The 22,252-nt window shown below is 38.4% G+C and carries 18 protein-coding genes; 17 read left to right on the top strand and 1 reads right to left on the bottom strand.

What is annotated here, in order from left to right; all coding sequences use genetic code 11:
• Positions 1 to 1,308: 1,308 nt before the first annotated feature.
• The 10 genes from cas6 (at position 1,309) to alaS (ending at position 13,175) form a co-directional block, all read left to right on the top strand.
• Positions 1,309 to 2,040 (top strand): CRISPR-associated endoribonuclease Cas6, encoded by a 732-nt coding sequence (gene cas6, locus DF216_RS01545; RefSeq protein ID WP_129325729.1) that lies wholly within the window; start codon positions 1,309 to 1,311, stop codon positions 2,038 to 2,040.
• A complete protein-coding gene (cas10, locus tag DF216_RS01540) occupies positions 2,021 to 4,258 on the top strand; it encodes a type III-A CRISPR-associated protein Cas10/Csm1 (protein ID WP_129325728.1) in 2,238 nt (745 codons plus the stop codon). Before cas6 ends, cas10 begins: the two co-directional genes overlap by 20 nt.
• Positions 4,259 to 4,639 carry a type III-A CRISPR-associated protein Csm2 gene (csm2, locus tag DF216_RS01535; RefSeq protein ID WP_084972195.1) on the top strand — a complete coding sequence of 127 codons (381 nt, stop codon included), beginning with the start codon at positions 4,259 to 4,261 and terminating at the stop codon, positions 4,637 to 4,639.
• A complete protein-coding gene (gene csm3 / locus DF216_RS01530) occupies positions 4,639 to 5,301 on the top strand; it encodes a type III-A CRISPR-associated RAMP protein Csm3 (RefSeq protein ID WP_129325727.1) in 663 nt (220 codons plus the stop codon). The genes csm2 and csm3 overlap by 1 nt, the downstream gene beginning before the upstream one ends.
• Before the next feature lies 1 nt (position 5,302).
• Positions 5,303 to 6,208 (top strand): type III-A CRISPR-associated RAMP protein Csm4, encoded by a 906-nt coding sequence (gene csm4 / locus DF216_RS01525; RefSeq protein ID WP_129325726.1) that lies wholly within the window; start codon positions 5,303 to 5,305, stop codon positions 6,206 to 6,208.
• Positions 6,205 to 7,287, top strand: coding sequence for a type III-A CRISPR-associated RAMP protein Csm5 (csm5, locus tag DF216_RS01520; protein ID WP_084972198.1), 1,083 nt, complete (start codon positions 6,205 to 6,207; stop codon positions 7,285 to 7,287). Before csm4 ends, csm5 begins: the two co-directional genes overlap by 4 nt.
• Positions 7,284 to 8,444 (top strand): type III-A CRISPR-associated CARF protein Csm6, encoded by a 1,161-nt coding sequence (csm6, locus tag DF216_RS01515; protein WP_084972199.1) that lies wholly within the window; start codon positions 7,284 to 7,286, stop codon positions 8,442 to 8,444. Before csm5 ends, csm6 (DF216_RS01515) begins: the two co-directional genes overlap by 4 nt.
• A gap of 121 nt (positions 8,445 to 8,565) precedes the next feature.
• Positions 8,566 to 9,747, top strand: coding sequence for a type III-A CRISPR-associated CARF protein Csm6 (gene csm6, locus DF216_RS01510; RefSeq protein ID WP_240659310.1), 1,182 nt, complete (start codon positions 8,566 to 8,568; stop codon positions 9,745 to 9,747).
• Between the two features lie 301 nt (positions 9,748 to 10,048).
• Positions 10,049 to 10,534, top strand: coding sequence for an LURP-one-related/scramblase family protein (locus tag DF216_RS01505; RefSeq protein WP_129325725.1), 486 nt, complete (start codon positions 10,049 to 10,051; stop codon positions 10,532 to 10,534).
• 22 nt (positions 10,535 to 10,556) lie between these two features.
• Positions 10,557 to 13,175 (top strand): alanine--tRNA ligase, encoded by a 2,619-nt coding sequence (gene alaS, locus DF216_RS01500; protein ID WP_129325724.1) that lies wholly within the window; start codon positions 10,557 to 10,559, stop codon positions 13,173 to 13,175.
• Positions 13,176 to 13,970: 795 nt separating this feature from the next.
• Here the strand turns inward: alaS and ald are convergent.
• Positions 13,971 to 15,083, bottom strand: a complete 1,113-nt coding sequence (ald, locus tag DF216_RS01495) for an alanine dehydrogenase (protein ID WP_125827761.1) — start codon at positions 15,081 to 15,083, stop codon at positions 13,971 to 13,973.
• 311 nt (positions 15,084 to 15,394) lie between these two features.
• On the opposite strand from ald, the gene DF216_RS01490 reads away from it, so the two are divergent.
• From DF216_RS01490 to DF216_RS01460, 7 genes are all read left to right on the top strand, one after another.
• Entirely contained in the window at positions 15,395 to 15,973 is a 579-nt protein-coding gene (locus DF216_RS01490) for a hypothetical protein (RefSeq protein ID WP_129325723.1), read from the top strand.
• The gene (locus DF216_RS01485; protein WP_129325722.1) at positions 15,970 to 16,512 is read left to right on the top strand and encodes a hypothetical protein; all 543 of its coding nucleotides are present in this window, start codon (positions 15,970 to 15,972) and stop codon (positions 16,510 to 16,512) included. Before DF216_RS01490 ends, DF216_RS01485 begins: the two co-directional genes overlap by 4 nt.
• An 11-nt stretch (positions 16,513 to 16,523) precedes the next feature.
• Positions 16,524 to 17,099: a hypothetical protein gene (locus tag DF216_RS01480; RefSeq protein WP_129325721.1), complete on the top strand. Its 576-nt coding sequence runs from the start codon at positions 16,524 to 16,526 to the stop codon at positions 17,097 to 17,099.
• A gap of 102 nt (positions 17,100 to 17,201) precedes the next feature.
• Entirely contained in the window at positions 17,202 to 18,197 is a 996-nt protein-coding gene (locus DF216_RS01475) for a hypothetical protein (RefSeq protein WP_129325720.1), read from the top strand.
• A 186-nt stretch (positions 18,198 to 18,383) separates the two neighbouring features.
• Positions 18,384 to 18,953: a GNAT family N-acetyltransferase gene (locus DF216_RS01470; RefSeq protein WP_129325719.1), complete on the top strand. Its 570-nt coding sequence runs from the start codon at positions 18,384 to 18,386 to the stop codon at positions 18,951 to 18,953.
• Positions 18,954 to 19,020: 67 nt separating this feature from the next.
• On the top strand, positions 19,021 to 19,671 hold the full coding sequence (locus tag DF216_RS01465) for a helix-hairpin-helix domain-containing protein (RefSeq protein ID WP_129325718.1): 651 nt from the start codon (positions 19,021 to 19,023) through the stop codon (positions 19,669 to 19,671).
• Entirely contained in the window at positions 19,655 to 21,895 is a 2,241-nt protein-coding gene (locus DF216_RS01460; RefSeq protein WP_129325717.1) for a DNA internalization-related competence protein ComEC/Rec2, read from the top strand. The genes DF216_RS01465 and DF216_RS01460 overlap by 17 nt, the downstream gene beginning before the upstream one ends.
• Positions 21,896 to 22,252 lie beyond the last annotated feature (357 nt).

The raw sequence follows: 22,252 nt of genomic DNA, 5'->3' as shown, positions 1-22,252 counted from the left end.
TCTCGAGAGGGGGCGGAAACAGAAACGACCAGAATATATCTTCTTTTGGTTCTGTATAGATACCTATCTACCTCGCGAGGGGCCGGAAACTGTGTTCGTAAAAACTTAAACGTTAGCTTGCCCATGTGGTATATCTACCTATCTACCTCGGGAGGGGCCGGAAAATGAGTCATAGTTCTTCCATATAAAACAGCTTTTTCAATGTATATCCACCTATCTACCTCGCGAGGGGCCGGAAACAAACATAGACCAAGCATGCTTTAGTCCATCGGTAAGTATAGCCACCTATCTACCTCGCGAGGGGCCGGAAACCGGTCTGAGATTTCTTTGTTCATCGGGATCCAGTCGTATAGCTACCTATCAACCTCGAGAGGGGCTGGAAACTGAATCCAAGCACGCTCAAACGTGCGCTCATAGTAGTTGTATAGCTACCTATCTACCTCGAGAGGGGGCGGAAACCAGTGGGATAGTTTGTAAAAGTCTGTGCTAAGGTAGGTATATCTCCCTATCTACCCCGCTAGGGGCCGGAAACCCAAACAACCCACCTACGATTGAATATGAAGTATCAGAGTATAGATACCTATCAACCTCGAAAGGGGCCGGAAACAATTATTTTTCTAGTAATTCGTCGAGCGTGATCGCACGTATATCTCCCTATCTACCTCGAGAGGGGCCGGAAACTTCCATCTCCTTAATCAACCAGTCAAGGTTCTTGCAAGGTATAGCTACCTATCAACCTCGGGAGGGGCCGGAAACATAACTTGCTTATCTTTTCCTTGTAAAGTAATTTTTGTATATCTCCCAATCTACCTCTCAAGTGGCCGGAAACTTTGGTGGTTCAGGAGTATGAGTTGTTACCTTCGCTACAAGTATATCCACCTATCTACCTCGAGAGGGGCCGGAAACGTTGACAGTAAGGGCATTTTTGATTTTGTTGTTGTTTTTGTATAGATACCTATCTACCTCGCGAGGGGGCGGAAACCCCGCATATGCCCAACGCTCGTCATGGTCGTTGATTGTATAGTTACCTATCTACCTCGAGAGGGGCCGGAAACTTCTTGTCTTTGAGTCCTGTTGATTGCATGAGTACAATAGTATAGATAGCTATCTACCTCGTGAGGAGCCGGAAACGTGCAAGTGCGATAGTTGAAAGTGCAAGTGCGATAGTTGAAAGTGCAAGTGTAGCTAATGTATAGCCACCTATCTACCTCGAGAGGGGACAGTTTCATAAGGGCAAAGGATTCCAAAAGTAAATGAAAAAAGCGCTCATGAGAAAGCAAAGCGCAATTGTATCAATAAAGGAGGCATATGAAACGCATCGAACTATCATTTAAGCGGATTGACCAATCACCGAGCGACCTATCGACAAAATTCCAAGGTTTTCTCATGGAGAACCTGGAACCAGACTATGTGACTTGGCTACATGAGCAGGAGACCAACCCCTACTCACTAAAAATCATTCATCAAAAGGACAAGACCCTATGGTCCCTTCATCTCCTGACGGATGAGGCTGTCAAGCAGATCCTGCCTGTTCTATTGGAGCTAAAGAGAGTAGAGCTTCATGATTTACCGACTCTCATGGTAGAGTCTTTATCCATGCAAGATCTCAGTTCGGAGCAACTCTTTGAGTTCTTTAATGAAAACCAAGATCGGTCACTCTACACCATTCATTTTCAAACTCCAACAGGATTTCGCTCCCAGGGAGAGTACGTGCTCTTTCCGACCATGCGTCTCATCTTTCAGAGTTTGATGATGAAGTATGCACGTTTGGTCGAGAATCGTCAGGACATCGAAGAGGAAACTCTGGACTACTTGGTCAAGCACAGTAGAATTACCAGCTATCGATTGGAGTCCAGCTATTTTAAAGTCCATGGCAAAAAAATCCCTGGTTTCAGGGGGAGATTGACCTTTAAGATTACAGGTCCAAATACCTTGAAAGCATACGCCAATATGCTTCTGAAATTTGGGGAGTACTCAGGTATCGGCATGAAAACTAGTTTAGGGATGGGAGGTTTAGAACTTGAAGAAAGAAAAGATTGATTTAGTTTATGGATCACTTTTGCACGCTATCGGCAAGGTGATTCAAGGTTCCAGGTATGATGAGAAAGATCTGGGAACCATTGGGTCCGAATGTTTTAGACGCTTTTCGGATAATGAAAAAATAGCCCAGCAGATAGCCAAGGCGACTTCTAGCAATTTGCCGACGGATTTAGCTCCTGATAGTTTGGTCTATATCACGTCAGCTGCGGCAAAGATTGCTTCAGGACTAAAAGGGGCAGCAAGAACTCATGGAGGAAAAGAAGATTTCCTAAGCAAACAATCGGATATCTTCAATGTATTTTCTGATACCCCTAGTCAGCGTTATCTTTATGCACGACCATTAGAGCTTGACGGGGAACCAAACTATGCTAAGGAATCGAGTGAGCCGTCTGACCAGTCAGATTATGACTTGATAGTAGAGACCTTAGAAAAAGAGTTTGAGAGATTAGACTTTAGCCAGTCTGAGATAGATGCCCTTTTGAATCTCCTTGAGTCTACTCTTTCCTATGTGCCTGTTTCGACAAGAACCAAGGAATTATCGGATATTTCTCTAGCAACCTACAGTCGTCTGACAGCTGGCTTTGCCCTAGCTATAGAGGACTATTTAGCAGACAAGAATTGCCGTGACTATGAGAAGGTACTAGGGCAAGATTTAGAAGCTTTTTATAGCGAGAAGGCCTTTTTACTAGCAAGTTTTGACTTATCAGGGATTCAGGATTTTATCTACAATATCGCAACAGCTGGAGCAGCCAAGCAACTAAAAGCACGTTCCTTGTATCTAGATTTCATGGGGGAACATATCGCTGACAGCTTACTGGAGAAGTTAGAGTTGACAAGGGCTAATCTTCTCTACGTCGGTGGAGGGCACGCCTACTTTATCCTTCCAAACACCGAAAAAACTAGAGAAACCTTGGCTAGCTTTGAAGCAGTATTCAATCAGTTTTTGGTCAAGCATTTCCAGACAGGTCTGTACGTAGCATTTGGTTGGAGTCCGTTTTCTGCTAATGATATGACAACGACACTTGCCGACTATCGAAAAGTTTATCAAACAACCAGTCGGATGATTTCTCAAAAGAAAATTTCTCGCTATGACGCCAAAACTCTCCTTGAACTCAACCAAGGAGGAAAAAGTTCCCAGAAAGAATGCGCTATTTGCCACTCAGTCGAAAAGCTTACCAAGTCTAATGGTCAAGAAGTCTGCCATATCTGTGCAGGAATGTATCGCTTTGCCAAGGAAATACAAGAAAACTACTATATTGTGACAAAAGAAAAAGGCCTGCCGATAGGTCCGGGAGCCTATATTAGTGGTATTTCAAAAGCCAACCTTGCTAAAGAAGAGTGGGACCGTGTTTATGTCAAGAATAGCTATAGTACAGATATCTTAAAAGCCACTCATGTCTTTGTCGGAGATTACAAGTATGATGAGATTTACGAGTATGCTAAACTATCCCAGGAGTCTGGTCAAGGTATCAAGCGTCTGGCAGTCGTTCGACTAGATGTGGATGACCTAGGAGCAGCCTTTATGGCTGGATTCTCTTATCAAGATAGTGGCAAGTATAATACTCTGGCACGCTCGGCGACCTTCTCTAGAAGTATGAGTCTCTTCTTTAAGGTCTATATCAACCAGTTTGCCAAAGAGAAAAAACTATCGATCATTTATGCCGGTGGAGATGATGTATTTGCTATCGGTTCCTGGCAGGATGTTATTGAGTTCACCATTTGTCTCCGACAAAACTTTATCAAGTGGACTAATGGCAAATTAACCCTATCAGCAGGGATCGGCCTCTTTCCAGATAAAACTCCGGTTAGCCTCATGGCTGAAGAAACTGGTAAGTTAGAAGGAGCAGCCAAGGATAACGATAAGGATAGTATTTCCCTTTTTGAAAAAAATTATACCTTGAAGTTCGACCAATTCATTAACAATGTTTATAATGGAAAACTTAAGAGTATCCGATACTACTTTAATATTCAAGATGAGCGCGGAAAGAGTTTTGTATACAGACTGATTGAGCTCCTTCGTAACTACGATCGTATGAATATTGCTCGATTAGCTTATTATTTGACCCGTTTAGAAGATCAAACTTCTAAGGATAAAAAAGAAGAGTTTAGAAAGTTCAAAGATTTATTCTTTTCTTGGTATAAAGGTAGCGACAATGAACGTAAGGAAGCAGAGATAGCTTTACTTCTATATATTTATGAGATTAGAAAGGATTCATAGATGGCAATTTTAACAGATGATAATTACGTAGATAAGGCAGAAAAGGTTATTAAATCATTGAATCGAAATACTAGGAATTTTAGAAATCCTGATGCATTCCTTTTAACAACTACAAAAATTCGAAATCTACTAAATTTAACTAGTAATCTTTTTGATGAAAGTAAGATCAGAGAGTATAAGGAATTGGCTGATAAAATTGCTTATTTGAGAGTGCAGTTTGTTTATCAATCGGGCCGAGAAACTGCGGTTAAAGACTTGGTGAAAAAGGCTGAGATTCTAGACATTCTAAAAGAAATAAACAATAAGGAAAGTCTCCAACGTTTTTGCCGCTATATGGAAGCACTAGTAGCTTATTTCAAATTTTATGGAGGAAAAGATTAATGGCATTTGCAAAAATTCAAGTAACAGGACAAATTCGTCTAGAGACAGGACTTCATATTGGAACAAGTGATGCCTTTGCAGCAATTGGAGCTACGGACTCACCGGTGATTAAAGATCCTATTACTAACTTGCCCATTATTCCTGGTTCAAGTATCAAAGGAAAGATGCGTAGTCTTCTTTCAAAAGTTCATAATGAACGACTAGCTAAGAAACCAGGAGAAGATGGAGAAATTCTAAGTCGGCTTTTTGGGAACAGTTCAGATAATCGCTATAAAATGGGACGACTCATTTTTAGAGATGCTTTCTTAATCAATAAGGACAAGTTAGATTCATTAGGGGTCAAGAGTTATACTGAAGTTAAGTTTGAAAATACTATTGACCGTATCACTGCTGAAGCAAATCCAAGACAGATTGAACGTGCTATCCGAGACAGTGTCTTTGGATTTGAGTTGATCTATGAGGTGACAGACAAGAGTCAAGCTCAAGTAGAAGAAGACTTCAAAGTGATTCTTGATGGATTAAAACTGTTGGAACTTGATTATTTAGGCGGTTCAGGCTCTCGTGGATATGGTAAAGTTGTTTTTGAGGATCTTAAAGCAAATACAGTTTTCGGAAACTATGATGTTAGTAGATTGAATGAACTTTTAACTACGGAGGTCTAGTATGACCTACAAGATGTATATTATGAACTTCCATACTGCTCACTTCGGAGCAGGAACTCTGGATAGTTCTAAAATGACTTTTGCAGCGGACCGATTGTTTTCAGCCTTAGCTATAGAAGCAAAAAAAATGGGGAAAATGGAGGAATTCGTGTCAATAGCGGGTCAAGATGAATTTGTTTTGACTGATGCCTTTCCTTACCAGTCAGGACCATTTTTACCTAAGCCGATAGGATTTCCAAAGTTTGATCAGGCAGATTTAACGACAGATGTCAAAGAAGTGCGACGCCAAGCGAAAATGGCAAAGAAACTTCAGTTTATTCCTCTAGATAAATTTGATTCTTATGTAAATGGGACTCTTTTTGAAGACGCAGAACATGGAGTAACAAACATCGTCACTAAAAACCAACCTCATATAGATGGGGCTCTTTATCAAGTTTCTACAGTTCGATTTGCTGATAAGTCTGCTCTCTATGTGATTGCTACCGAATCAGAACTCTTAAATGAACTCATGGCAAGCTTGCAGTATACAGGAATTGGTGGGAAACGCTCCAGTGGTTATGGACAATTTGATTTGACTATATTAGATTTACCAGATAGCTTCAAAAATCGTCTCACCAAGGCCCATCAAGGACCTGTCATGACCTTGACGACTTCTCTACCAGTCGAAAAGGAACTTGAATATGCTATGGAAACTGGTTCCTATTTACTAAGTAAATCAAGTGGTTTTGCTTTTAGTACAGAAACTAATGAAAATTACCGTAAGCAGGATTTATATAAGTTTGCTTCTGGATCTACTTTCTCTGAAACCTATACAGGACAGATTGTAGATGTAAGACCTCTTGATTTTCCACATGAAGTATTAAGCTATGCTAAACCATTATTTTTAAAGATGGAGGGAGAAAGATGAAAACAGAGTATAGAACCTTTCAATTCAGTCTCCTAGCCATGGCTCCTATCCATACTGGCAGTGGTGATAAGTACACATCTCGTGAATTTATCTATGAAGATGGGTACTTTTATTTCCCTGATATGGGTAAGTTTTATAATCGAATGGTGGAGAAAGGTTATGATCAGAAGTTTGAGCGCTTTTTACAAGAGAGAAAGGCAAGTGCCAGTAATAATCGTTTGGTTTCCTTTTTAGAGGATAACCGTATTTCTGACCGTGATTTTGGTGGTTATAGGATTAAAGAGACTGGTTTTGAAACCGAAAAGAACAACATTGATTCCCAGTTAGGTACTATTAATGAAGTAGCAAAGTTTATGAGAGACCCTTATGGTAATCCTTATATACCTGGTAGTTCGTTAAAGGGAGCCATTCGAACTATTTTAATGAACACAAATCCTCACTGGAACAATAAAAAGGTGGTTGATACTAGAGGTAAGAATCCTAAGGAAAATAAAAATATGATTCCTTGGGTGCCTAAGAAGGGTAAAGAATTCAATAACATATTTAATGCCATTCGTGTTAGTGATAGCAAACCATTTAACAATGACAGTCTTATTTTAGTTCAAAAATGGGATTATTCAGCCAAGTCCTTAACTCCCAAGCCTCTTCCCTTATACAGGGAAGCCATCGCACCCTCAACTAAAATCAATTTCACCATTACTACAACTACTAAGGAAGCTGGAATCCTAATGGAAGAATTAGGACAGAGAGCGCAAGCCTTTTACAAAGAATATAAAAACTTTTTCTTATCAGATTTTCCTGAAAATAAAATTCAGCCAAATAGTCAATATCCTATCTACTTGGGTGCTGGTAGTGGAGTTTGGACAAAAACAATTTTTAAACAAGCATATGAAATTGTAAAAGAGAACCACAAGAAACCAGTACAAACTAAGATGAAGGGTAAAGGTGTATTAAAGCTTACAAAAGCCCCTATCCTTTTGGAAGATGACTCTGTTCAGCCTTCCATATTAATAAAAAATGATGAATTCTTCTATGAAATGGGCAAGGCAAACTTTATGATTAAGGAGATTACTAAATGAAGGTTTTGATTTCAGCAGTGGGTGATACAGATCCAATCCGTAATTTTCACGATGGAGCTTTAGTACATATTGCGAGAAAATATCGTCCAGAAAAGATTATTATTGTTTTTTCAGAGAGAACAATTAGTAAGAAAGATGATATTGAGAAAGTAATTCACTCTATCGATTCTGAATACCTCCCAGAAATTGTATGTCATGAACCAATTATCTTGAATGAAGATGTATTTGTTTTTGATACTATGTATGATCAATTTGATGCTATTATACAAGAGTATTATACAAAAGACGATGATTTTATTCTTAATCTTTCAAGTGCAACTCCTCAAGTAAAATCAGCTTTGTTTGTGATTAATAGACTTAGTGAAATCAATGTCAAGGCAGTACAAGTTTCAAGTCCTGAAAATGATTCAAATGCAGGAGTTGGACATGATGATTCAGAAGATATTGACGCACTAATTGATACGAACTTAGATAACAAACAGGACTATATCGACCGAACCATTGAAGATACTTCAGAGAAGTTTAAACAAGGCTTAATGAAGAAAACTTTACGTGATTTTATTACGAAATATGATTACAAAGCAAGTTTAGAGGTTGCTAATCAATTATCAGACTTTCCTGGATTGAAAGATTGTCGCAAAAAGTTGCAAGATATTGTGGATTCATTAGACAGGCAAGCTGTACCTCAAGTCCTCCAAAAGAAAAAATGGAGCGAAGAACAGAAAAAAGTATTAAATGCTTATTTGACTATTGATTTGCAAAAAGAACGTGGTAATTTTAGTGAAGGTCTGATTAGAATTAAAAACCTCACAGAGTTTATCTTAGAAGACTATATCGAAAATCGTTATCCAGGATTTTTGGATAATTACGTGAGTGAATCAGAGAAATATTATCTCGGGATTTGGGATTATAGTAAGATCTTAAAAGAAAAACATGAGTGGAATCAATATAAAAAAATCAAACCGATTATTAACATGAATTCAACTCGAAATACTGTAGCTCACAAATTGGATCCATTAGATTCTGCGGAATTAAAACAGTTAGGTCCTGTTCTAAAAACTCTAAAAGGGCTAATCAAGGAACAGTATCAACTCACTGAGAAGGATTTTAATTTTTACAATGATTTTAATAAGGAATTATTAGAATTACTGAAATAATGAGAGGTAGAATATCTTGGAAATTTTAATTTCAGCAGTTGGAACGACAGATCCGATAAGTTATAATCGAGATGCAGCTTTATTACATATTGCTCGAACTTACAGACCTGAATAGATTGTTTTGGTTTATAGTGAAGAAATGTTAGTAAAAAATGATCTAGTTGAGAAAGCATTATGTTCAATAGAGGGTTATCATCCTAAAGTGGTTATTGAATCAATCATATTGAAAAATGATGAAGTCTATCTATTTGATAAAATGTATGAAGTGATGGGACAGATTATCGAAAAATACTCTGGAACAGATCATCAATTAATCTTAAATCTATCCTCAGGAACACCTCAGATTATTTCTGCTTTATTTGCCTTAAATCGAATTAATGATTATAATACGCAAGCTATACAGGTTGCAACACCAAACAAATCAGCAAATAGAAAGTATGTGCCACTTTCAAGTGAAGATGAACAGAGGCTTTTTGACGAGAACGAGGATAGCCAAAAGGATTACGAAGATCGTACAATCAAAGATGAAGCTGAAAAATTTAACCAGTCTCTTATCAAGCGCCACTTAAGAAATTTAATCTCTTCTTATGATTATCTTGCTGCGGAAGAATTAGTTACTAGAAAAGAATACAATAAATTACTTTCTAAAAAGAAATTAGCTCGTTTAAGATACATATTAAATGATTTTGTAAAAGTATTTAAAACTCAAGCGATTTTAAAAAATATTCAGGGATATTCACTTACAGAAGTTGAGAAAAAAGCTCTTAATTACTTTTTAATGATTGAAGTTTTGAAAGAAAGAGGGCAGGTTGCTGATGTCTTAATCAAATCAAAGTCTTATGTTGAATTTATCATCGAAGAAAAGATAAAGAAAGATTATCCAGATTTGATCAAATATGATGGAACTTTTCCAAAGTTAAATGAAGAATACAAGGATTTTGAAGCTATATTAGATTTCATTGATCTAGAATTTAAGAAAGCCAAGGGTATAAAAGATGAGAAGGAAAGAATCTATTCCCCTCAGTCAACCTTAAATCTCTTGTCATATGAAAATATTCTATCTTATTATCAAGTTTCTCCTGAATTACTTAAGTCCATAAAGCTAATAAATAGCTTAAATGGTGAGAGAAATAAGGTGGCACATGGCTTGTCAGAGATTAATAGTAAACTAGTCAATTCTAGAAAATTGCAACAGACAATAGATACCTTACGCTTTATTTTACAAGATACATTTGAGATTGATGACAGCTATTTCTCTTGTTATCAAACACTCAATAATGAAATGCTTGACTTACTTCGTTAATAATATACTTTATCAATAAATCTTTTTTTGCTGATGATACATATAATGAGATTGCATGTGCCTGCTTTCCCAGTTGACTAAAACTCAAAAAAACAGTATAATAGGAATGTTGAGAATTGATTTTCTGTCATCTTAGTCCAGAGAAATGGCGGTGCTGCGAGCCATCTAAGCTAGGAAATCATGCTACTCAATCTAATAATTGCATAAGATTTTGAGAATGACAAGTTCATTGAATGAAGGTGGTACCGCGGTTTTTCGCCCTTCGTGATATGAGCTTGTCTTTTGATTTTTGGAGGTGTTTATGAAGACATTTCTCGTGAAACAAAAGTTTCGTCTCGGAGGCGAACGCTTTGATATCAAGGATGATAGAGGAGTGGTGAACTATCAGGTGGAGGGATCTTTTTTCCAAATTCCTAAGACCTTTACCATCTATGACGCCTATGGTGAGCAAGTCAGTGAAATCAGTAAAGAATTTTTTACTTTGCTTCCCCGCTTTAACATTCAGTTACGGGACGGGTCAAATTTCGTCATTCGTAAGAAGTTGACCTTCTGGCGAGATAGGTATGAGTTTGATAATCTGGGACTTCGTATCGAGGGCAATATCTGGGATTTGAATTTCAAATTGCTGGATGACCGAGATCAACTTGTCGCCGAGATTAGGAAAGAAATTTTCCATTTAACCTCAACTTACACCGTAACCGTCTATGAAGACTCTTATGCAGATCTGGTCATTTCCCTCTGTGTCGCGATTGACTATGTGGAGATGCTAGAAAGCCAATCAAATTAAACAAGTGAAATAAGGAGACAATATGAAACAACTATCTAGTGCACAAGTACGCCAAATGTGGCTGGATTTCTGGGCAAGCAAAGGCCACTCTGTAGAACCATCAGTAAGCTTGGTTCCTGTAAATGACCCAACACTTTTGTGGATCAACTCTGGGGTAGCAACCCTTAAGAAATACTTTGACGGAACCATCATTCCTGAAAATCCACGTATTACCAATGCGCAAAAAGCGATTCGTACCAACGATATCGAAAATGTCGGAAAAACTGCTCGCCACCATACCATGTTTGAAATGTTGGGCAACTTCTCTATCGGGGATTACTTCCGTGATGAAGCTATCACTTGGGCTTATGAACTCTTGACAAGCCCAGAATGGTTTGACTTCCCTGCTGAAAAACTTTACATGACCTACTATCCAGATGATAAAGATTCTTACAACCGCTGGATTGAAGTGGGAGTGGACCCAAGTCACTTGATTCCGATCGAGGACAACTTCTGGGAAATCGGTGCGGGACCTTCTGGACCAGATACAGAAATCTTCTTTGACCGTGGGGAAGCCTTTGATCCAGAAAATATCGGTATTCGTCTCCTTGCAGAAGATATCGAAAACGACCGTTATATCGAAATCTGGAACATCGTTTTGTCACAGTTTAACGCAGACCCTGCTGTTCCTCGTAGTGAGTACAAGGAATTACCGCACAAGAACATCGATACGGGCGCTGGTTTGGAGCGTTTGGTGGCAGTTATCCAAGGGGCTAAGACAAACTTTGAAACAGACCTCTTCATGCCAATCATTCGTGAAGTAGAGAAATTGTCTGGTAAGGTCTACGACCAAGATGGCGACAACATGAGCTTTAAGGTTATCGCTGACCATATCCGTTCTCTTTCATTTGCTATTGGGGATGGTGCTCTCCCAGGAAATGAAGGCCGTGGTTATGTCCTTCGTCGTCTCCTTCGTCGTGCTTCCATGCATGGTCAAAAATTGGGTATCAATGAGCCTTTCCTTTACAAACTCGTTCCAACTGTTGGAAAAATCATGGAAAGCTACTACCCAGAAGTACTTGAAAAACGTGATTTTATTGAAAAAATTGTCAAAAGCGAAGAAGAGTCATTTGCCCGTACCCTTCATTCAGGTCAACACTTTGCCCAAGGCATCGTAGCAGACTTGAAAGCGAAAGGTCAAAGCGTCATCGCTGGACAAGATGTCTTCAAACTCTACGACACTTATGGATTCCCAGTTGAATTGACAGAAGAAATCGCAGAAGAAGCTGGCATGACTGTAGACCGTGAAGGTTTTGAAGCAGCCATGAAAGAGCAACAAGAACGTGCGCGTGCGTCAGCTGTCAAAGGTGGCTCAATGGGTATGCAAAACGAAACCCTTCAAAACATCACTGTTGAGAGCGTCTTTAACTACAATGCCAGTCAATTGCCTTCTAAACTGGTGGCTATCGTAGCGGACAATGCAGAAGTAGAAACCGTCTCTGAAGGAACTGCCTCTCTCATCTTTGCTGAGACTCCGTTCTACGCTGAAATGGGTGGACAGGTTGCAGACCATGGTAAAATCTTGGACGCTGCTGGAAACATCGTGGCTACGGTGACAGATGTTCAAAAAGCACCAAACGGCCAACCACTTCATACGGTTGAAGTTCTTGCTCCGCTTGCTTTGAACCAAGAATACACACTTAGCATCGACACCAACCGTCGTCTTCGTGTCATGAAGAACCACACAGCGACTCACTTGCTTCATGCAGCGCTTCACAATATCCTTGGTAGCCATGCAACTCAAGCAGGTTCGCTTAACGAAGTCGAATTCCTTCGCTTTGACTTTACGCACTTCCAAGCGGTGACAGCAGAGGAACTCCGTGCCATTGAACAAGAAGTCAATGAGAAAATCTGGGAAGCAATCGCAGTGGAAACTGTTGAGACTGATATTGAGACAGCTAAAGAAATGGGAGCCATGGCTCTCTTTGGTGAGAAATACGGTAAGGAAGTTCGTGTTGTGACGATCGGCGATTACTCAGTCGAGCTTTGTGGTGGTACCCACGTTGGCAACACTTCTGAGATTGGCCTCTTCAAGATTGTCAAAGAAGAAGGGATCGGATCAGGAACTCGCCGTATCTTGGCCGTGACTGGTAAAGAAGCCTTCGAAGCTTACCGTGAACAAGAAGACGCTCTGAAAGCCGTCGCAGCAACCTTGAAAGCACCTCAACTCAAGGAAGTGCCTCATAAAGTTGAAGGCCTTCAAGAGCAACTCCGCCAATTGCAAAAAGAAAATGCAGAATTGAAGGAAAAAGCAGCAGCAGCAGCGGCAGGTGATGTCTTCAAGAATGTTCAAGAAGTAAAGGGGCACCGTTACATTGCGAGCCAAGTATCTGTATCAGATGCAGGTGCCCTTCGTACCTTTGCAGATAACTGGAAACAAAAAGACTACTCTGACGTGCTAGTCCTAGTTGCAGCTATCGGTGACAAGGTAAATGTTCTTGTAGCAAGTAAGAGCAAAGATATCCACGCAGGTAATTTGGTTAAAGAATTGGCTCCGATCGTTGATGGACGTGGTGGTGGAAAACCAGACATGGCCATGGCAGGAGGAAGCAACCAAGCTAAGATTCAGGAATTGCTGGATGCAGTAGCAGGTAAATTGTAAGAAAAAATGAGTCCCGGCCAACTATTGTTGGTAAATAAGAAATCATACTCTGAAGAGAGCCGTACTGGTTCTCTTCTTTTTGATATCCAGTGACTATTCTAACTTTAAAGTTGTCAAAAATACAAAAAATAAAAACATTTTGCTTAATTATCTTGGATAGGGATTTTATTGTAGGGACTAAACATGTTCCATTTTAATGCCCTTCACTTGGTCTTTCTCTGTTTGGAATATCATAGGAAAAGATTGGTTACATTTGTCACTCCATAGTCCGTTCCCTCCTCCCAAGATATGCAAACAGCAGTTAAAACAGAGCTTTAGATTCATGTTGGTTAAGAATGCAGTTGGAACCGGTGACAGGTAAAACTTTTCTCGATAGCAGTCGTATGGGGCATCTTTATCGGTCGTTGAGTGAATTTAGGAAGACCTATTTAACCAAGTAGTCAATACTGTGGGGACATTTTGGAGCAGGATAATTCAGTCTAGCGCTGTCTCTCTTGCGACTTTTAGTTTATAGATGGTATAGAATAGAAAATTTGTTATTTTTAGTCTAGTTATAAGAAACAGTATGATAAATCGTAATCTTCTCCACTTTCCAACTTAAAATGAGGAGTTTGGTTAAAGAATAGGAATTTTTAATAATCGTTGGTTTTACATTCTGGGAACATTCTTGTTGGTATTGAAAAATTGAGAGAATACATGATTTTTGTGGATATTTTTCGATACCAGAAAATCAAGAAAAAGAGCAGTTGAGATGAGACTGCTCTTTCTTGTATTTATGTTAACTAGTTAATGTCTTTAGACAAGTTCATCAATCGAAGTGTGGTCCTTATCTAGCCCTTGGGCAACTGGAAGACTGGTTAAGTAGCCTTGATAAGTTGTAACTCCTTCGCGTAAGCCTTGATCTTCAGTGATTGCTTTCTTAAAACCTTTTCCAGCCAAGGATTCGATGTAAGGAAGGGTGACATTGGTTAGGGCGATGGTAGAAGTACGAGCTACCGCACCAGGGATATTGGCAACGGCATAGTGGAGAACACCGTGTTTTTCATAGACGGGTTCATCGTGTGTTGTCACACGATCTGCTGTTGCGATAACGCCACCTTGGTCAACAGCAACGTCAACGATGACAGATCCTGGGCGCATTTGTTTGACCATCTCATCTGTCACCAGTTTTGGTGCCTTGGCACCAGGGATGAGAACCGCTCCAATTACCACATCAGCATCTTTCACGCTTGCTTCGATATTGAATGAGTTTGACATAAGAGTTTGGATTTGGTTTCCGAAAACATCTTCTAGGACTGAGAGACGTTTAGCACTGATATCTAAAATCGTCACTTGAGCACCAAGTCCAAGAGCGATGCGGGCAGCATGTGTACCGACGACACCGCCACCGATGATGGTTACTTTTCCTTTTGGGACACCCGGTACACCACCAAGTAAGACACCAGAGCCACCAGCTTGTTTGGTAAGGAAGTGAGCTCCGATTTGAACCGCCATACGACCAGCAACCTCACTCATAGGAACGAGGAGTGGCAGATGTCCTTGGCTGTCACGGACAGTCTCATAGGCAATTCCTGTTGTTTTTGCTGCTAGCATAGCATCTGCTAACTCTGGTGCAGCAGCCATGTGCAAGTAGGTGAAGAGGAGCAGGTCGTCGCGCAAGTAGCCATATTCAGAAGCTAATGGCTCTTTTACTTTCACGACTAACTCAGCTGCCCAAGCTTCACCAGCAGTAGCGACAATCTCAGCACCTTGCTTTTGATAGTCAGCATCAGTAAAGCCTGAACCGAGTCCAGCGTTTGTCTCGATAAGGACGCGATGACCACGGCTAACTAGGCTATAAACACCAGCAGGTGTGAGGGCAACACGGTTTTCATTATTTTTAATTTCTTTTGGAATTCCGATTAACATAAAGGCTTACTCCATTTTCTAAATTCGGGTTTTTAAAATCAAACATCACAGAGAAACCCGATTATCGTGATGTTTTTATTTTATATAAAACTGTTTCAAAAATCAAGAAAAACTTTTGCTTTGATGAGCTTTTTTTGCTAAGCTAGTAGAAAAATACTTGTAAAGAGAGGGGGTTTGTATGGAATCAATCTTTTTAAAACTAGCCAGTATCCAATAGTGGAGAAATAGCGTTTATTGATCAGATTTCTAACCTTGGATGATACGGAAGCAATGTTTGAGTATGTATCAGATAAGAAAAATAGGAGATTCTCTTGGACAAAAATCAAATTATAAAGTTAAAGGACGTTGAATTTGTAGGAATTGGTAATTTTGAAGGGGAAACAGTTTTTTTTGATAAGAAAACGGACAAATTGTTCTTAGGTCATTCTAAAACAAAGTTTAAAGTGCCTCCTGTCGCTTTCTTAACAGGAGCAACACTTATCCTTTATGTTCTTGTAAGAGAAGTAACAAAAGTTCAGGTGTTCAGTGGGTTTTGGCCCTTGATTTTTGGTTTTTTTCTAATGATTATTATCTCCAAACTTCTCTATAGACCAGCTTTGAATGAAGAATTAGTTATTAGTCCTTTTGTGCTTTCAAACATTGATATGATAACTTTTCTTAAAAACGAGAAGAAAAATATAGTTAAGAGTCATCTAATTATATTATTGGCATTCCTTCTTCCAGTGCTTTTTTCTATAGTTTATTTATTGACTTCTAATTTTTTGTTTTTGTTTTTAGCCATTTTATTTTTTATGTTCCCCCTATTGTTATTAAACACGAAACCAATACAGAGATTTAAAGTGGTTCATATGTTAGACAAAAAATATTCCCCTAAGGAAAATGATATATGAAAAAATATTTAAAAAATATGGTTCCTATAGGAACAATTGATAAAAATCCAGTTTATTTTGATAAAAAAGATTCTAGTTTATACATAGTAAGAAAGAAGACTTCTTTTTTGGAAACTGCTGGCAGTAGCATGGTCATGATTATTTATGTCATAATTGGAAAAGTTAATTCCAAATACTATTTAACCATTCTGGGAAGATATCAATTTTTAATGATAGGCATCCTGATTTCCTTTATAATAGCCTTTGTTGTTTGTTATGCGACCTTCCATCGTGAGAGAGAAGTGGAAAAACTTCAATTAGAGGAAAAAGCAATGAGGGACTTCGTGTTAAGAGAGCGAAAGAATATCTTTTTGACCTATTTATCTTTTATTATATTACCACTAATTATACTATTTTTTGCACATCTCTTTATCACATATGGCAATCTTCCGTGGGAAGTTGTTTCAATTTTATGTATGACTATATATTTTATGTTCTTTTATAATAAGATATTCCAAAGAGGAAAAATCATAAATGAACTGTATAAAACTTATAAATGAGAAAGATAATTATGAAAAGTAACACTAAAAATTTCATTGTCCTAGGTATATATCAGGAAAAATCTGTCTATTATAACAATGAAAATCATCAACTTTTATATCCAACAAAGGATAAAACTATTGGAGCAACTGCCATTACTGGTTACAGTTCAATTGCTCTTGTTTTATATATTGTTTTAAGAAGTATAAGTAAAAATGGGGAAGTACCAACAGATTTTCGGATACTGTCTTTAATCTTTGCTTATATTATAATTAGTATTGGTAGTAGTCTCTTACTTTATTATGTTTTAAATCGTGTCATTGAGTTAGAAGAATTTCAAATTGATTTAAGAAACTATCAAAACTTTTTAAAGCAAGAAAAAAGGAATGTTTTAATATTATATATAACGATAATCTGTTTTTTGCTCATAGGCATAGTGACTGCTGCAATTTTTATAAGCTCGGGTAACTATATTAGTCTTGTATTAACTTTATCATCATATTTTATCGTATACACTATTTTAAATACCAAATTGATTAAACGCAGCGTGATTTTAAGACAGTTATACAAAGAATTAGAAAATAAAGATATTTCATTGAAAGATTGAGTTCTATACATTTTTTAATTTATTGAAAAATTAGAATAAGCTGATTAAGGTATGATTTTTAATTAAACGGATTTAGAGTTAGGTCAATTTAGGAGGTTAAGTATGCAAGAAAAAACAATAGAAGATATTCAGAATGCAAATAAACTATATTTTAAAAGTTTAGCAAATACACGAGCCTCTGTAAGTATGATGGTTATTTCATTTGCAGGAGCCTTCGTTTTGGCATTGTTTCTGCTTTTCCAATATTTTTATTTTGTTAAAGGCTACGGAATAAATCCTTTGGAAAATTACTTTTTTGATTTTGTTTTGATTTATGTTATTTATCTTGTCGTGGCAACCTTTATTCCGCTAGGAATGACATTTATTTATCGTAGACAGATTTTATCAACCATATTATTACTTTTATCTTATATAGGTATTTTTTTATCCTTGATACTTATATCTTATATTATTCTTGTTTATTCAGGGACTAATTTGCAAGAATATAACGAACGTTCATTATACACCATTCCTTTTTTGTTAATCTGTACAGTTGTTGGTTTTGTTTATCACTATTTTTGGCTAAAAAGAGAGTTAAAAAAAGGTTTTTCTACCAATAGAACAATGGGTAATTATTTTGCGAAATCTAGTGCCCACAATAATAATTCTCTTCTCATTATTTTTACAGTTTCCATGCTAGGCGGTTTTCTTTCTGGTAAGTTTGCGCTAGTTTTAGGAATTCTAACAGCGGTACTTTTTAGCTATGGCTTCTCCCAACTCATAACAGAAGTCGCCTATTTTTTATATCTAAAAACTCAAAGCAAGGAGTACTGGGAAGATGTACCTACGAAAAAAGAGACTTTTCGAGATTTATTTAAGGGTTTTAGTTTAAAGAAAGCAAAAATTAGAATTTCCCTTGAGATTTTGTTTTGTTCAATATTCCTTGGTATTATGTATAATATAGGCTATTTTAGTCCTAGTTCATACACCCCCCTTTGGCTTATTTGGTTTGGGAGAATATTTATAATTTTGATAGGACTGGATATTTTGGGAAGTTTTATTCTTTATGTCATAAAAAAAGTAAATATTAGATTCAAAAAAGGAAAGAAAAAAAGATAAATCCTCATTGTCAGTAGGCCTCTGAATTATATAATTATTGATTTTAAGAAACATTTAGAAATGCTTCCAAATACCAGAGGACCCTCTGCTCTAGATCAGTTATTTGGTATTCTTTGTCAGCGCATCTTGTTGTAACTTCTTTTTTATGCTAGACTGGGAGAATCAAGTTTTAATGGAGGAAAAAGCATGGAATCAATATTTGTGAAATTTTCCCAGTATCCGTCTATAGAAACGGAACGTTTGTTGCTCCGACCTGTAACTTTGGATGATGCAGAAGCTATGTTTGAGTATGCCTCAGACAGAGAAAATACACGCTACACTTTTCCAACCAACCAAAGCTTGGAAGAAACCAAGAATAACATAGCTCAGTTCTACTTGGCTAATCCCTTGGGACGCTGGGGGATCGAACTAAAAAGCAATGGTCAGTTTATCGGAACCATTGATTTGCACAAGATTGATCCTGTTTTTAAGAAGGCAGCTATTGGCTACATTATCAATAAAAAGTATTGGAATCAAGGATTGACGACAGAAGCCAATCGTGCGGTGATTGAGCTGGCTTTTGAGAAGATTGGAATGAATAAGTTGACTGCCCTTCACGACAAGGATAATCCTGCATCTGGCAAGGTCATGGAGAAATCAGGTATGCGTTTTTCCCACGAAGAACCTTATGCCAGAATGGACAAAAAAGAACCAGGTCGAATCGTTACAAGAGTTCATTATGTCTTGACCAAGGAAGACTATTTTGCAAATAAATAAGCAGTTGAAAAGAAATTTTCGACTGTTTTTTTCTTCCTCTTACGAATAACTTAAGAGAGGAGAAAATATGGAAGCAATTATCGAGAAAATCAAAGAGTATAAAATCATTGTCATCTGTGCTGGTTTAGGTCTGGCCTTGGGAGGATTTTTCTTGCTAAAACCAACTTCACAAACATCTGTCAAAGAAACAAATTTGCAGACTGAAGTCGCAGCTGTTTCAAAGGATTCATCGTCTGAAAAAGAAATGAAGAAGGAAGAAAAGGAAGAGTCCCCTGAACAAGATCTGATTACAGTAGATGTCAAAGGTGCTGTTAAATCGCCAGGGATTTATGATTTGCCAGTAGGGAGTCGAGTTCATGATGTCGTTCAGAAAGCTGGTGGATTGACAGAGCAAGCAGACAGCAAGTCGCTCAATCTAGCTCAGAAAGTCAGTGACGAGGCTCTTGTCTATGTTCCAACTAAGGGAGAAGAAACGGCTAGTCAGCAGGCTGCCTCTGGAACGACTCCTTCGTCAAGTAAAGAAAAGAAGGTCAACCTCAATAAAGCTAGTCTGGAAGAGCTCAAGCAGGTCAAAGGACTTGGAGGAAAACGAGCTCAGGACATTATCGACCATCGTGAGGCAAATGGGAAGTTCAAGTCGGTTGATGAGCTCAAGAAGGTCTCTGGTATTGGTGCCAAAACAATAGAAAAGTTAAAAGACTATGTTACAGTGGACTAAGAGTTTTCCTATTCCCCTAATCTATCTGAGTTTCCTGTTACTCTGGCTTTACTATGCCATTTTTGGAGCGTCCTATCTCGCACTGCTAGGTTTTGTTTTTTTGCTTGTCTGTCTCTTTTTCCAATTTCCTTGGAAATCGGCTGGTAAAGTTCTAGTGATTTGTGGAGTTTTTGGATTTTGGTTTTTGTTTCAAAACTGGCAACAGACACAAGCTAGTCAAAACCTAGTGGATTCTGTTGAGAGGGTACGGATTTTACCAGATACTATTAAGGTCAATGGAGATAGTCTGTCCTTTCGTGGCAAGGCTGACGGCCGTACTTTCCAAGTTTACTATAAACTCCATTCTGAGGAGGAGAAAGAGCAATTTCAAGCCTTGACGGACCTTTATGAGATAGAACTAGAAGGAAAACTGTCCGAGCCAGAAGGTCAGAGGAATTTTGGTGGATTTGACTATCAATCCTATCTGAAAACTCAAGGAATTTACCAAACTTTGACTATCAAGAGTATCCAGTCAATGAAACAGGTTAGCAGTTGGGATATTGGTGAAAACCTATCAAGCCTACGTCGAAAGGCCGTAGTTTGGATCAAGACGCACTTTCCAGACCCTATGCGAAATTATATGACGGGTCTTCTGCTGGGACATCTGGATACGGACTTTGAGGAGATGAATGAGCTTTATTCCAGTCTAGGGATTATCCACCTTTTTGCATTGTCGGGTATGCAGGTAGGTTTCTTTATGGATGCCTTTAAGAAACTCCTCTTGCGATTGGGCTTAACTCAAGAAAAGTGGAAATGGTTGGCTTATCCATTCTCTTTGGTCTATGCAGGGCTGACAGGATTCTCTGCTTCGGTCATCCGCAGCCTCTTGCAAAAGTTACTAGCCCAACATGGTGTTAAGGGCTTGGACAATTTTGCCTTGACGGTGCTTGTCCTCTTTATCATCATGCCCAACTTTTTCCTGACAGCAGGAGGTGTCTTGTCCTGTGCCTACGCTTTTATCTTGACTATGACAAGCAAAGAAGGGGAGGGGATTAAGGCTGTTGCCAGAGAAAGTCTAGTCATTTCCTTGGGAATATTGCCCATTTTATCCTTCTATTTTGCAGAATTTCAGCCTTGGTCTATCCTTTTGACCTTTGTATTTTCCTTTCTTTTTGACTTGGTCTTCTTACCGCTTTTGTCTATCTTATTCATTCTGTCTTTTGTTTACCCAGTCACTCAGCTTAACCTTGTCTTTGAATGGTTGGAGAGCATCATTCGCTTGGTATCGCAGATGGCAAGTAGGCCCTTGGTCTTTGGACAACCAAGTTCCTTGGTTTTAATGTTACTGCTTATTTCCCTAGCCTTGGTCTATGATATGAGAAAAAACTTCAAAAGACTAGCAATACTAGGCTTGTTTGTCGTGGATCTCTTTTTCTTGACCAAGCATCCACTGGAAAATGAAATTACCATGCTGGATGTGGGTCAGGGAGAAAGTATTTTCCTACGGGATGTAACTGGGAAAACCATTCTCATAGATGTGGGCGGCAAGGCAGAATCTGATAAGAAAATTGAAAAATGGCAAGAAAAGGCGACGACCAGCAATGCCCAGCGAACCTTGATTCCCTATCTTAAAAGTCGAGGAGTAGCCAAGATTGATCAGCTGATTTTGACCAACACAGAGAAGGAACATGTTAGTGATTTGTTGGAGGTGACCAAGGCTTTCCATGTCGGTGAGATTTTAGTATCAAAAGGAAGTCTGACACAGAAGGAATTTGTGACAGAACTACAAGCGACTCAAACCAAGGTGCGCAGTGTGACAGTTGGGGACAAGTTATCCATTTTTGGAAGTCAGTTAGAAGTGTTATCTACAAGGGAAAATGGAGAAGCTAATCTCGATGATTCCTTGGTTCTTCATGGAAAACTTTTGGATAAGCACTTTCTCTTTACTGGAAACTTGAAAGAGAAGGGAGAGAAAGAACTTTTAAAGCAATACCCTGACTTAGAGGTGGATGTCTTGAAAGCTGGGCAGCATGGTGCTAAAACATCATCAAGTTCGGTCTTTTTAGAAAAACTCAAACCAGAAATTACACTCATCTCAGTTGGAAAGAACAATCGTGTGAAGCTCCCCCATCAGGAAACCTTGACACGACTGGAATCCATCAAGAGTAAGATTTACCGAACCGATCAGCAAGGAGCCACTCGCTTTAAAGGATGGAAGAGTTGGCAAATCAAAAGTGTTCGTTAGGAAGAAAAATGTTATATATTAGTGAAATAAACTAAAAATCTGTTGCATAATACTTAGAAAAGCGATATAATGAAAGTGTTTCCAATAGTAAAGATATAAATGCAATGAAAACATGAAAAATCAGCAAAAGTCGTTTTATTAGCTAGTTTGTTATCTATTTGTCTTTTTCAGTCCAGTGTATCTGCTGTGACAGTCACTAAAAGTTATTGGTATGATTGGAATACCGCTTGGAAGTTTAGTATGAATTACCACGGACGTAAATATGTAAACATTTCAAGATGGTCTGCTTATTACTCTATAATGACTAAAAAGTTGGTCCGATTGATATTATGTTCGCTATGAGGTCATTAACTACTA

Origin of the sequence: Streptococcus oralis (genome assembly GCF_004127215.1) — a bacterium.
In the GTDB taxonomy this organism is placed as follows: Bacteria; Bacillota; Bacilli; order Lactobacillales; family Streptococcaceae; genus Streptococcus; species Streptococcus oralis_BD.
The sequence above is the reverse complement of the archived record's forward strand: the minus strand, read 5'-3'. Positions and strand labels throughout refer to the sequence as shown.

Excerpts from the sequence above, each read along its gene's own strand:
- cas6 (WP_129325729.1), top strand. The coding sequence starts at position 1,309 with ATGAAACGCATCGAACTATCATTTAAGCGGATTGACCAATCACCGAGC.
- csm2 (WP_084972195.1), top strand. The coding sequence starts at position 4,259 with ATGGCAATTTTAACAGATGATAATTACGTAGATAAGGCAGAAAAGGTT.
- csm3 (WP_129325727.1), top strand. The coding sequence starts at position 4,639 with ATGGCATTTGCAAAAATTCAAGTAACAGGACAAATTCGTCTAGAGACA.
- csm4 (WP_129325726.1), top strand. The coding sequence starts at position 5,303 with ATGACCTACAAGATGTATATTATGAACTTCCATACTGCTCACTTCGGA.
- csm5 (WP_084972198.1), top strand. The coding sequence starts at position 6,205 with ATGAAAACAGAGTATAGAACCTTTCAATTCAGTCTCCTAGCCATGGCT.
- csm6 (WP_084972199.1), top strand. The coding sequence starts at position 7,284 with ATGAAGGTTTTGATTTCAGCAGTGGGTGATACAGATCCAATCCGTAAT.
- DF216_RS01505 (WP_129325725.1), top strand. The coding sequence starts at position 10,049 with ATGAAGACATTTCTCGTGAAACAAAAGTTTCGTCTCGGAGGCGAACGC.
- alaS (WP_129325724.1), top strand. The coding sequence starts at position 10,557 with ATGAAACAACTATCTAGTGCACAAGTACGCCAAATGTGGCTGGATTTC.
- ald (WP_125827761.1), bottom strand. The coding sequence starts at position 15,083 with ATGTTAATCGGAATTCCAAAAGAAATTAAAAATAATGAAAACCGTGTT.
- DF216_RS01485 (WP_129325722.1), top strand. The coding sequence starts at position 15,970 with ATGAAAAAATATTTAAAAAATATGGTTCCTATAGGAACAATTGATAAA.
- DF216_RS01480 (WP_129325721.1), top strand. The coding sequence starts at position 16,524 with ATGAAAAGTAACACTAAAAATTTCATTGTCCTAGGTATATATCAGGAA.
- DF216_RS01475 (WP_129325720.1), top strand. The coding sequence starts at position 17,202 with ATGCAAGAAAAAACAATAGAAGATATTCAGAATGCAAATAAACTATAT.
- DF216_RS01470 (WP_129325719.1), top strand. The coding sequence starts at position 18,384 with ATGGAATCAATATTTGTGAAATTTTCCCAGTATCCGTCTATAGAAACG.
- DF216_RS01465 (WP_129325718.1), top strand. The coding sequence starts at position 19,021 with ATGGAAGCAATTATCGAGAAAATCAAAGAGTATAAAATCATTGTCATC.
- DF216_RS01460 (WP_129325717.1), top strand. The coding sequence starts at position 19,655 with ATGTTACAGTGGACTAAGAGTTTTCCTATTCCCCTAATCTATCTGAGT.